This is a genomic window from Fructilactobacillus sp. X2R6C1 (assembly GCF_059901295.1).
In genome coordinates, this window is record NZ_JBWXUZ010000004.1 from 22,646 (window position 1) to 35,812 (window position 13,167).

The 13,167-nt window shown below is 38.0% G+C and carries 9 protein-coding genes; all 9 read right to left on the bottom strand.

Annotated elements, in window-relative coordinates:
* Window positions 1-18 precede the first annotated feature (18 nt).
* Entirely contained in the window at window positions 19-2,670 is a 2,652-nt protein-coding gene (gene alaS, locus AC6UDF_RS04975) for an alanine--tRNA ligase (protein ID WP_500694393.1), read from the bottom strand.
* A 260-nt stretch (window positions 2,671-2,930) separates the two neighbouring features.
* On the bottom strand, window positions 2,931-4,292 hold the full coding sequence (locus tag AC6UDF_RS04980) for a DEAD/DEAH box helicase (protein ID WP_500723975.1): 1,362 nt from the start codon (window positions 4,290-4,292) through the stop codon (window positions 2,931-2,933).
* Window positions 4,292-5,248 (bottom strand): DHH family phosphoesterase, encoded by a 957-nt coding sequence (locus tag AC6UDF_RS04985; protein ID WP_500694391.1) that lies wholly within the window; start codon window positions 5,246-5,248, stop codon window positions 4,292-4,294. Before AC6UDF_RS04985 ends, AC6UDF_RS04980 begins: the two co-directional genes overlap by 1 nt.
* A gap of 55 nt (window positions 5,249-5,303) precedes the next feature.
* On the bottom strand, window positions 5,304-6,425 hold the full coding sequence (gene dinB, locus AC6UDF_RS04990; protein WP_500694390.1) for a DNA polymerase IV: 1,122 nt from the start codon (window positions 6,423-6,425) through the stop codon (window positions 5,304-5,306).
* Between the two features lie 73 nt (window positions 6,426-6,498).
* Window positions 6,499-6,876 carry a preprotein translocase subunit YajC gene (gene yajC, locus AC6UDF_RS04995; protein ID WP_500706850.1) on the bottom strand — a complete coding sequence of 126 codons (378 nt, stop codon included), beginning with the start codon at window positions 6,874-6,876 and terminating at the stop codon, window positions 6,499-6,501.
* A 63-nt stretch (window positions 6,877-6,939) separates the two neighbouring features.
* Window positions 6,940-7,953 (bottom strand): Holliday junction branch migration DNA helicase RuvB, encoded by a 1,014-nt coding sequence (gene ruvB / locus AC6UDF_RS05000; protein WP_500723978.1) that lies wholly within the window; start codon window positions 7,951-7,953, stop codon window positions 6,940-6,942.
* Between the two features lie 15 nt (window positions 7,954-7,968).
* Window positions 7,969-8,565: a Holliday junction branch migration protein RuvA gene (ruvA, locus tag AC6UDF_RS05005; protein ID WP_500723981.1), complete on the bottom strand. Its 597-nt coding sequence runs from the start codon at window positions 8,563-8,565 to the stop codon at window positions 7,969-7,971.
* A 24-nt stretch (window positions 8,566-8,589) separates the two neighbouring features.
* On the bottom strand, window positions 8,590-10,506 hold the full coding sequence (gene mutL, locus AC6UDF_RS05010; RefSeq protein ID WP_500723983.1) for a DNA mismatch repair endonuclease MutL: 1,917 nt from the start codon (window positions 10,504-10,506) through the stop codon (window positions 8,590-8,592).
* Window positions 10,507-10,518: 12 nt separating this feature from the next.
* The gene (gene mutS, locus AC6UDF_RS05015; protein ID WP_500723985.1) at window positions 10,519-13,167 is read right to left on the bottom strand and encodes a DNA mismatch repair protein MutS; all 2,649 of its coding nucleotides are present in this window, start codon (window positions 13,165-13,167) and stop codon (window positions 10,519-10,521) included.

Consider the following 13,167-nt stretch of genomic DNA (forward strand, 5'->3'; position numbering starts at 1 on the left):
ATTTTCAAATAACAACTATTACTTATGTTCCTTAATCCAGGTCTTGGCAGCTTTTAAAGCATCATCAATACCAGCTGGATTTTTACCACCAGCTTGGGCCATGTTAGGACGACCCCCTCCGCCACCGCTGATATTTTTAGAAATTGATTTAATTAAATCACCAGCTTTAATTCCAGCCTTCACTTGATCCTCACTAACTGCAACTAATAAATTAGCTTTGTCATCAGTACCAGTCCCAAGAACAAGAACGTCTGAAGCGTTTTTATCTCTCCAGGTATCAGCTAATTCTCTTAGTTGACTCATATTAGCATTTTTTAAGTGTCCTGCAATCAAAGTGACTCCGTTAACGTCTTGAACATCATCAAAAATGTCTACGGCTTCCTGGTTAGCTAGCTTAGTTTCAAGTGATTCTTGTCGACTTTCCAAATCCTTAATTTGACCTTGTAATTGTTTAACACGGCCGGGAATTTCATCGGTTGTTGGCGACTTAACTGTCTTTCCAATTTCCTTTAACATTCGTTCCTCATCATTTAAAAGATTAAAAGCATCTTTAGAGGTAACAGCTTCAATTCTTCTGACTCCAGATCCAACTCCGGTCTCAGAGACAATTTTAAATAATCCCAACTGACTGGTATTTTTAACATGATCGCCACCGCAAAACTCAATTGAAAAATCATCAATCTTTACTACTCGAACTTCATCGCCATACTTTGCGTCAAAAAGTGCAATAGCACCCATTTCTTTTCCGGTTTTTTGGTCGGTCACAACGGTTTGAACGGGAATGGCAGCAAAAATCTTTTGATTAACCATGTTCTCAACTTTTTGCAGTTCAACGTCAGTGACTTGACCAAAATGGGTAAAGTCAAAACGAAGATAATCAGGACGAACTAGTGAGCCAGCTTGTTGCGTATGACCACCAAGAACATTTCTTAGTGACTGATCTAATAGATGAGTTGCCGTATGGTTATTCTCAACCCGATCATGGAAATTGCGGTCAACAACTAACTCGTACTTCTCACCTTTCTTCATATCACCGGTAATTTTAACAGTATGAAGATTTTGACCATTTGGAGCTTTTTGGACATCCTCAACTTCAGCCACTTCGTCACCATTTTGGTTATAAATCTTACCACTATCGGCTACTTGACCACCCATTTCAGCATAGAATGGTGTTTTATCGAAAATTAATTCAGCTTCTTTTTGGTCCGGCGTGATCTGATTTGTCAGCTTTTCATCAAAAATAATATCATTAAGTTTAGCAGCATCAACGGTTAGTCGATCGTATCCCACGTATTCACTAGGAGTTTTAATATCAAGTAACAAATCTCGTTGAACTTTCATCGATTTCTTCGACCCACGAGCGTTTCTAGCCCGGTCTTGTTGCTTTTGCATTTCAACATCAAAACCAGTTTCATCAACTTTAACCCCTTCATTACCAGCATATTCCTCGGTAAGTTCAAGGGGAAAACCATAAGTATCGTAGAGTTTAAAGGCATCTTTACCAGAAATTTCTTTTTTAGAATTGGTCTTAGTCTCAGAAATAAGGTTATTAAGCAGTTGCAAGCCATCGCTTAGCGTGGTGTTAAAACGCTCTTCCTCATTTTTAACGATCTTTTTAATATAACCACTCTGTTCAAGAACATCGGGGTAATAAGATTGCATGATTTGACCAACAACGGGAACTAGTTTATACAAAAAGGCATCATTAATACCTAATTCGTGTCCATTAACAGTTGCCCGTCTAATCAGGCGTCTAATGACATAACCTCGTCCTTCATTTGAGGGAAGGGCCCCATCACCAATGGCAAAGGTAATTGCCCGAATGTGATCAGCAATGACCTTAAAGGGGATGTCATCTTTCCGATTACCATCATACTTCTTACCATCACTTAATTCCTCAGTTTTCTTGATAATTGGCATAAATAAATCGGTTTCAAAGTTAGTTGGTGCATCTTGGAAAATTGATACAACCCGTTCAAGTCCCATTCCAGTATCAATGTTTTTTCTTGGAAGTGGCTCATAGGTTCCTTCAGGCGTGTGATTAAACTGAGAAAACACAATATTCCAAACTTCCAAATATCGTTCGTTTTCACCGCCAGGATAATTTTCGGGATCATCAGGTGCCAAGTTATCGTACTTTTCACCTCGATCATAAAAAATTTCCGAATCAGGACCTGAGGGACCCTGACCAATGTCCCAAAAATTGTCCTTTGCTTCAACAATATGATCAGGCGCAATCCCAACCTTTTCCCATAATTCCTTTGTTTCTTTGTCATCAGGATAAACGGTGACGTATAAATTATTTGGATCCCATCCAAACCACTTCGGACTAGTCAATAACTCATATGCCCATGGAATGACTTCTTTTTTAAAATAATCACCAACCGAAAAATTACCAAGCATCTCAAACAGAGTTTGGTGTCTTGCCGTTTTACCAACGTTCTCAATATCATTAGTTCTAATACTCTTCTGCGAACTAGTTAATCGTGGATTACTTGGAACTTCTGAACCATCAAAATACTTTTTCATGGTGGCAACCCCAGAATTAATCCAAAGTAAAGTGGGATCATCCTTTGGGACTAGTGAGGCACTTGGTTCCACGGTATGACCCTTCTCTTTGAAAAAATCAAGAAACATTTGACGAACTTGACTACTGCTGAGCTTTTTCATGATATCCTCCATAATAATAAAAAATAAAAAACACCCTTGCTAGCAAAGACGCCGGGACGCGGTACCACTTTACTTGCAACGATGTTGTCATTACCTCTTTAGTCCCTATAACGTGGGAAACGATCTACTGTTTGGTAGCATCAAAATAACTAAGTACGGTCTGTTTTCATTTTTCAAACCTTCCTGTAGTACTTCACTAATTTGACATATCCAACTAATTTAAATTATATCCAGAAAATAAACTACTGTCAATTAGACTCTTACTGATAACGCTGCGAGCTACGCTTTTTTTGCTTCTTGCGGGCTCGAATTTGATTTCTGATCTCAATTTTACGATCTTCATCACTTTTTTGCTTAATAGCACGGCGAATCTTCTTTTTGTATCCAGGTTTAACGTTTTTCTTCTTTTTCTTAATCAAACCAATCATAGTAGGATCCAATTTATTTTGGGGCTCACGACGTTTAGCTCGCCGTCTTCTATCATAAGTATCAACTACTTCTCCATGTTTAATTTCTTTAGGAGTAAATTTAATCCCCATTTTCTCCAATTCAGAGATCTTTTGTTCTTCACCTGGTGCATATAGAGTGATGGCAGTCCCTTTCATCCCATTTCGACCGGTTCTTCCAACTCGGTGAATAAAATATTCTAGATCAGTTGGAATATCATCATTAATAACATGAGAAACTCCTGAAATATCAATTCCACGGGCCGCTAGATCAGACGCCACCACGAATTGATAATCAAGGTTTTGAATCTGCTTCATAACCCGCTTTCTAACTCGCGGTTGCATTCCTCCATGGATTTCAGCAACTTTTAATCCACGTTGTTTTAGATAATCATAGATCTCATCTACCCGCTCATGCGTATTCGCAAAAATAAGTACCAAATACGGCTCACCCATCGTGATCAGCTGATAAATTAAATCATTTTTATCTTTTCCCTTAGTCGAAATCAACCAGTTAGAAACATCCTGATTGATAACCGTTTTGGTGGGAATATCATCCATGACCGGATTCTTCATGTACTTTTTTAGAAATGGCCTTAACTTCGGTGGAACAGTAGCAGAAAATACCATCATTTGTAAATCCTCGGCCATTTTAGAAGCAATCTTGTCAATTGTATCTAAAAAACCCAAGTCTAGAGTCATATCGGCTTCATCAATTACTAGCTGACGAGCACGATGGATTTCAAGATCACCATTTTTAACAAGATCCCAGATTCGACCCGGAGTACCAATCACTACTTGTGGTTGTTCATGCTCAAGCTTTAAAACTTGGCGTTCCTTATCAGTTCCTCCGACATAATTTCCAATGTGAATGGTTTTATCAGAAAATTTAGCAATTTGTTTTGCATTGTCATAAATTTGATATGCTAATTCCCTACTGGGGGTTGTAATGACAACCTGAACATCTTCTTTATTAAGATCTAAACCATCAAAAATGGGCAAAAGAAAGGCATGAGTTTTTCCACTACCAGTAGCAGACTTACCAATCACACTTTTTCCATGTTTAATGGTTGGAATTACCTTAGTTTGAATTGGAGTAGGATTATGAAATCCCAGGTCCTGAATGGCATCACTAATGAAGGGTTGAAAATGATAATCTTTAAATGAAGCTCCCATTAATTGTTCTCCTTTTTGTACTGTTTCACAATTTCTCCTAGCTGCTTAACAACTTGTTTAATCTCATCCTCATCAGCAGCTTTAGCTCCACTTGCAAGCGCATGACCACCACCGTTGTGTTCTTTAGCCAATTCGTTAATGGATGGTCCTTTAGAACGCAATCGAATGCGATAATTTCCTTCTTTTTGTTGGACAAAAATCGCCCAAGAAACTACAGTGCCAATATTACCGGGCAACGGAACCACTGATGACGTACTATCATCACCTAGGTTGAGGTCCTTAATTACTTCATTAGTCAAAACTACATATGCAGCCCCATTGTCGTCAATTTTCAAATTATTGTATACATAAGCAGCCAAACGGGCTTGGGCAGTATCAATTTCATCTTCAATTTGGGCCACGTTGGTAATCGAAAAATCGTACTGGTCTAATTTGCCTGCCACTTCAAACGTATGCGATGAAGTCGATGAATACTTAAACCTACCGGTATCTCCGATGATTCCAGCATACAATAAACGAGCTGCATCATCTGTCATCTTTAAATCATCATTAGCAGCAAATAAATCATAAATTAATTCGGAAGTGCTTGATGCTTCTGGTTCAACCCACATCAAATCCCCAAATTGATCGTCATTTGGATGATGATCAATTTTAATTAAATATTTTCCCTTTGTATAACGATCATCATCAACTCGCGGCTGGTTAGCAGTATCAACCACAATCACTAAAGCATTCTTGTAATCATCGTCACTTGCTTTCGTAACTTTTCCTAACCAATCAAAGCCTGGATACTGTTTTCCAACGGTCAAAACCTTTTTATTCGGATAAGATGCCTTAATAATGCTAGCCAACCCAATTTGAGAACCAACCGCATCTGGATCAGGACTCTGATGTCTGTGAATAATAATCGTCGGATATTCCTTGATTTTTTCGTTAATTTGCTGCTTTGTATTCATTAAAATAGCCTCTAATAATCTTAATTATTTAACAGTTAAGTATAACCCACAAACACTATAATTCAAAGTGAGGATCTGAATACAAGGGAAGCTTAACGTTTTGAAACCCTAAGTCTGAGAGACTAGTAAGTGTTATTCCCAACAATCTAACGCCATTAGTGGCATCAGGAAGCAAATCAAAAAGCTCCATTGCCAAATCATAAAAAAGACGGGCATCGTTTTCCATAAAATCATTCCACGAAACTCTTTTGGTTAACGTAGTAAAGTCACTGTACCTGACCTTTAAGACTAAAACTTTTCCATGTTTCTCATGCTGATTTAATGACTGCTCCACCATCTCAGAAATCTTATGGAGTTGTGATTCCACTTCTTGTCGGCTTTTTAACTCAGGACCATAAGTTCTTTCTTTTCCAATTGATTTGCGCTCTCTTTGATACTCAACCGGTCGATCATCGGATCCGCGAACTCGACGATACAAAAAATAACCAAACTTACCAAAATTCTTGATAAGATCCATCTCTGATTGTTGGTATAAATCATAACCATTTTGGATGTTTAATCGTTGCATTTTTTGAAGCGTCTTTTTTCCAACACCCCGATAACGTTCAATGGGAAGTTTCATCAAAAATTCGTGACTATCTTCCACATCGATGACAGAAACCCCAGCAGGCTTCCGGTAATCAGAAGCCTCCTTGGCCAAAAACTTATTGTAAGAAATCCCGGTGGAAGAAGTTAGATGAGTCTTTTCCCATATTTCACTTTGAATCAAATGAGCAATCAGTACTGGATTATCAATTCCCTTTTTGTTATCTGAGATGTCAAGATAAGCCTCATCAAGCGCAACGGTTTCAATTCGGTCGGTATATTCATGAAAAATCGCATGAATTTGATGCGAGACGCTTCGATACAATTCAAATTCGGGTGCCTTAAAAATTCCCTTAGGACAAAGTTCAAGTGCTTTACTAGCAGGCATTGCTGAATGAACGCCAAACTTTCTCGCTGGGTAATTAGCAGTGGTCACTACTCCACGACCACCAGTCGTCCTTGGATCTTTAGAAATAATGAGTGGTTGATCAACAAATTCAGGATGCTCACGTTGCTCAATTGAGGCAAAAAAAGCATCCATATCAACATGTAAAATCCGACGTGAATGATTGATTTGAATTGATTCTTCCAAAAGTTCACCCTCTGTCCCAAACGTACGTTCTTGTTCATCCAATAAAAAAGATCGGACTCATCCGACCCTCTTATTAAGCGTTGTCATCATTTGAATTATTACTTACATCAGATGCTTTTTCTGATTCGTCTTTTTTGGAAGTATCCTTCTTTTTTGAATCATCTGAAGCACTATCTTCTCCTGGACGACTTGCACTTGCAATCGCGTTGAGGTCAAATACTAAATAAAGACCATCACAGTCTAAAGTAACCGTTCGCTTTTCATTATTAATTTGATCAACAATTCCATGAAGTCTGCCAATGGTAACCACATGATCACCCTTACGCAAGTTCTTCAAAGTGTTTTGATGCTTTTGTTGTTGCTTCTTTTGTGGTCTGATCATCATAAAATACATTAAAACGAACAAAAGAATTAATACAATAATTCCAGCATATTGTGATATGTTCTGCATGTTTTCACCTCATTCTTTATTTAACAATAGCTTACCAAATTGTCGATAAAATTTCCAATTAATTTAATTAGCTTCAGGATATTTTCGGCCCAAATGTTTATAGCCAGATCTGGTTACCATCCGTCCTCGAGCAGTCCGCTTGAGATATCCAATCTGTAACAAATATGGTTCATACATCTCAGAAATTGTTTCCGATTCTTCGCCAATATTGGCGGCTAAGGTATTTAATCCAACTGGACCACCATCGTAAAAGTCGATCATCGTTGAAAGCAAATTGAGATCAGTTCGATCTAATCCGTTCTTATCAACGCCTAAGGCATTAAGTGCGGTATCAACGCTATCAACATCAATCTCATCATGATTGGCCACCTGTGCAAAATCTCTCACCCGTTTTAACAATCGATTAGCAACTCTGGGAGTTCCTCTGGAGCGCAGCGCAATTTCGTGAGCACCATCTTCTTTAATCTTACTATGAAAGATTTTAGCTGAACGTTTCACAATCTTTTCTAAATCACGATCATTATAGTAATTCATCCGTTCAACAATACCAAACCGATCTCTAAATGGTGAATCAAGCAATCCAGCCCTTGTGGTAGCTCCGATCAGCGTAAACGGTGGTAATTCAAAGTGAACGGGGTGCTTGGTTGAATCGTCATTTCCAATGATAATATCAACATAGTAGTCTTCCATCGCGGAATATAACATCTCTTCAACTTCTTTAGGTAGACGATGAATTTCATCAATAAAAAGAATATCACCGGGTTTTAATTCGTTTAAAAGAGCCACCAAGTCACCTTTTTTTTCAATGGCGGGACCGGTGGTTGTCTTCATATCAACGCCCATCTCATTTGCAATCACGTTTGCTAGTGTGGTCTTTCCAAGACCAGGTGGTCCATACAATAAGACATGATCAAGCGATTCTTCTCGCTGCCTAGCGGCTTGAATGTAAATCTTAAGTTTCTTTTTTAAATCATCTTGACCAATATACTGGTCAAAACTTTGGGGCCGAAGTGACATTTCAAAAGAATCATCGTTTTCATCATCACTTGATCCAGAAACTATTCGATCATCTGCCATTAACTTCCTCCTAATCTACTTAGTCAATAGTTTGAGACCTGAACTAATATATTGATCAGTTGTATAGTCTGCTTCTATTTTCTGTAGTTTTGTTTTAACTTTATCAACCTCGCGTTGCTTAAAGCCAAGAGCTTGTAATGCACTCAGTGCATCGTCTAACTGCTTATTTCCAGTGTCTTCAACGTCATTTACCGAAACACTACCAACAAATACGTCATTAGATGTAATCTTATCCTTTAGGTCCAACACAATTTGTTGGGCAGTCTTTTTCCCAATTCCGGGAAATTTAGTTAAATACTTAATGTTTCCAGCATTAATGGCACTAATTAAACCATTACTGTCATTACCAGCCATAATTGCCAAGGCACTTTTTGCTCCAATCCCTGAAACATTCAGTAATTGTTCAAAAAGTTGTTTATCCGCTAACGAAATAAATCCATATAATGCAATCCCATTGTCTGAAACCGACTGGTGGATATAAACTCGCACCTGTTGGTCAGTACTATAGTGATATGGATTAGCTACATAAACTAAGTAACCAACTCCATCAACGTCTAAAACAATGTACTTGGGGGTCACATCCGTAATTATCCCATACAAGTATTCATACATACAATCAACTCATTTCCTATTGGATTAAAAATTCACATCTCTACTTTGATGCGGGTCCTGAATTCGCTTAAACATGGTCTCCAGATCTGAATTAGAAAAATGAACTAAAACAGGACGGCCATGGGGACAATTAAAAGGATTCTCACACTGTGGTAATTTATCTAACAAGGCCTGAGCCTGGCGCTTATCCAGATGATGATTAGCTTTAATTGCTCGTTTACAACTCATCATGATGGCAGCTTTTTCTCTAAACTGTGCAATCGAAAGCTGTTGATTACTCAAAACCCAGTCAATCATTTCTTTAATGGTATCTTCTTCCTGACCAGCTTTAAACCAAACCGGATGCTGCCTAATGACAAAACTATTTTTCCCAAATGACTCTAAATGGATTCCATTCTGCTCTAAAAGATCCAAATGATTTGAAATAATTAAAGCATCACTGGAAGTGTAATCAAGAACAATTGGAACCAATAATTTCTGCTCGTCTTCACTCACATTGCCAACTTGTCTTCGATAGTATTCATAATTAATCCGTTCTTGAGCAGCGTGCTGATCAACAACATACATCCCATCTGAACTTTCAGCAATTAGGTACGTACCATGAACTTGACCAACATACCGTAATTGTGGAAAATCATGAGACGAATTTGGACTTTGCTGATTGTCACCAAACGGTAAGTCGACCACTTCATTTTCGTACTTTGCTTTAAATTTACGAGCGGAATTCGAATCTAAATCATTTTTTCGATAAATCATAATCGGCTGATGATGAGCTGGATAAGCATTGTGATTAGCCACTGACTTCATCGAGTCTGACTTACTAACCTGTGGAATCGAACTTTTTTGTGTATTTTGATCTTCATAGAGTTGATTTAAATTAAGTGAAATTTCCGTAGAGTTATGACGTGCAACCCCATTTTTTAAAGTCTGGTTATTCATAGCATCCGGAATCAGATTTTGTTTTGCTAAAGCATCATAAATTGTTTGTGAGACGAATGAACTTAATTCCTTCTTTTTGGAGATTCTGATTTCCTCTTTTGAAGGATGTACATTAACATCAACTAAAGTTGGATCCATCTCGATACTTAAAACGACAATCGGATATCTTCCAACCATCAGTTTTGATCCGTACCCATCAATAATCGCGTGATCAATGCCAAAGTCACGAATAAATCGCCCATTAACGATCACAGATGTATATTTACGGCTTGCTCTAGTTAATTCTGGCAAGCTGACGTACCCACTTAATTTAAAGTCCGGATTTTCAGCACTAATCGGAATCATTTGCTTCATACTTCGATTGCCATAGATTCCAGCAATAACTTGTTGCATGTTGTTTCGACCCGAAGTCCGTAGGAGTTCTCGACCATTATGAGTCAAAGAAAAAGCAATTTCAGGATGGCTAAGAGCCAATCGATTGACAATATCAGATATCTTAGATAGTTCCGTAGATGGTGCCTTTAAATATTTTAGCCGGTTAGGGGTATTAAAGAACAGATCAGAAACGACGACCGATGTTCCTCTTCGTGCCTGTGATGGCTCCACCTTTACAACCTTGCCACCATGAATTTTAATTTCAGACCCCTGTTCTCTACCATCCGAAGTCCTCATTTCCACATCAGAGACAGAGGCAATACTAGGCAACGCTTCGCCACGAAATCCTAATGATTTAACTCGAAACAAATCACGTTTATTATTAATTTTACTCGTAGCAAAACGTCGAAACGCCAACTCAACTTGATCAGGAGCAATTCCAGATCCATTATCAATCACCTTAATCTTTTTAAGGCCATAATCAACCACTTCAATGTCAATCTTACTACTACTGGCATCAATTGAATTTTCAACTAATTCTTTTACTACCGATGCTGGCCTCTCAACAACTTCTCCAGCTGAAATTTGATCGGAAAGGATTGTCGGTAATTGATGAATTTCGGACACAATATCACCACCTTAATTTTCTAACTTAGTTTTCCATTTATACACCAAATTCATAATCTGAATTGGAGTCTTACTCATAAGATCAGTATTCTCAATGTCCTCAATAATCTTACTTTTATTTTTATCTAATGACTTATCACTTTTGGGATCATCCACTTTAAACAACGCCATTTGTTCCGAATCATTTAAATCAATTGAACTAGATGGCGTGGTAGATGCTGGGTTATCCTTATGAACGGGACTTTGAGCTTGAGTAGCATGATTATCATTACTTTTTTGTTGCTCATCATCTTCTAGCTTTAAAAGAACCGTGCTAGCCCGCTTCAACAACTGATCAGGAAGGCCAGCTAACTTAGCAACATTAATCCCATAGGAACGATCGGCTGGTCCATCCATAATTTTATGAAGAAAAACCAGGTTGCCATCTTTTTCAACTGCCCCAACGTGAACGTTCTTTAAATGTTTTAACTCTTGATCTAATTCGGTTAATTCATGGTAATGAGTCGAAAATAGTGTTTTAGCACCAATATTATCATGAATATACTCAATGATAGATTGTGCAAGTGCCATGCCATCATATGTGGAAGTTCCTCGTCCAATTTCGTCAAACAAAATCAATGAATTAGCGGAAGCATGTTTCAAGGCTTCATTGGCTTCCCTCATCTCCACCATAAACGTACTTTTACCCGAAATAAGGTCATCGGCAGCACCAATTCGAGTGAAAATTTGATCGAATATGGGCATCTCGGCTGCATCAGCTGGAACAAAACACCCCATTTGTGCCAGGATTACAATTAGAGCTAGCTGTCTCATGTATGTGCTTTTACCGGACATGTTCGGACCAGTAATTAATAATTCAGAAATATCTGGATTCATTATCACATCATTTGGAACATAACTTTGAGCCCCCATCACACGCTCCACAACGGGATGACGTCCTGCTTTAATGTTCAAATCATGACCATTATTAAACTTGGGCTTTACAAATTGATACTTCTCAGAAATAGTCGCAAAGCTCTGCAAAACGTCTAAACGTGAAATCCCACTCGCTAACTTCTGAATTCGCGGAATCTGCTTTTTAATCTTATCTCTGACCTGTGTAAAAATTTCATATTCTAAACTTTTAGATTTCTCTTCTGCTTCTAAAATAATCGATTCTTTTTCTTTTAGTTCCGGTGTTGAAAAACGTTCCGCATTGGTAAGTGTCTGAAGACGCTCATACCTACTATCATCAAGTTTACCAAGATTACCTTTTGATACCTCAATATAGTAGCCAAATACTCGATTATAACCAATCTTGAGGTTATGGATCCCAGTTTCCTGACGCTCTTTAGCTTCCATATCAGCTAACCATTTTTTACCATTTTTCATGGCATCCCGATACCGATCAAGTTGTTTATTATAACCATTTCTAATGACCCCACCATCCGTGACAGAAATTGGGGGTTCTGAAACGATGGCGTCTTTTATTAATTCATACACATCATTAACATCATCGAGTTTTTGATAAATTTCATCAAACTCTGGAGTATCTAGGTCATTTAAAACATGCTTAATTTTGGGAATTTGTTCAAGTGAAGTCTCCAGCTGAATCAAGTCTCTACCGTTTACTCCGCCAAATGAAATTCGTCCAGAAAGTCGCTCTAAATCATAAACTTTAATCAAATTGTCGGAAAGCTCACTCCGCTCATAATAATTATCTAAGAGCGTCCCAACTAGATTCTGGCGTTGCTCAATCTCTTTTTGATTAATTAGCGGCCGCTCTAACCACTGCTTGAGTTTTCTGCCACCCATTGCCGTTTTAGTATCGTCAACGATCCATAGCAACGTGCCACTCTTTTTGCCGGTCCTAATGTTTTTAGTTAGTTCCAGATTATATTGCGAATTATGATCAATTTTCAAAAAAGAACTTGGCTCATATCTAACTGCTGGTTGAATATGAGATAAACTACGCTTTTGTGTGTCCGAAATATAAGTTAATAACATTTTAAGGGAGTCAATTAGCGTTGGATCATCAATATTAGTAATGACATTTGACCCCACCTCAGAAGTTTGATTCTCTTTTGAAATAAGAACACCGATTTCCTTTAGTTGATGAATCAAATTATCATCGATCGAGTCGTTAACTACAATCTCTTTTGAATTAAGATTAATCACTTCGTTTAAGACAGCTTCATCGCTTGCTAACAAGCTAACCTTTAACTCACCTGTAGAAAGATCAATGTAAGAAAATCCAAAAGAATGCTCATCTTTATTATAAGTAACCGCGGTTAAGTAGTTGTTGACCTTGGCATTTTCGGCATTGGCATCAGTTTGAGTTCCAGGCGTAATTAGCTGAATAACATCCCGATCTACCATTCCCTTAGCAGTCCGAGGGTCTTCCATCTGTTCACAAATTGCTACCTTGTATCCCTTATCTACTAAGGTATCAATGTAATTTTGAACGGATTGATGAGGAACGCCACACATCGGAATGGGATTATCTGACTTCCTACTTCGTTTGGTTAAAGTTAACTCCAACAATTGCGCACCCTTAATAGCATCCTCGTTAAACAATTCATAAAAATCGCCAATTCGATAAAACAAAAAAGCATCAGGATATTGATCCTTAACTTTTTGATATTGTTGCATCATTGGCGTAGCTTGTTTTGATTTTGCCAT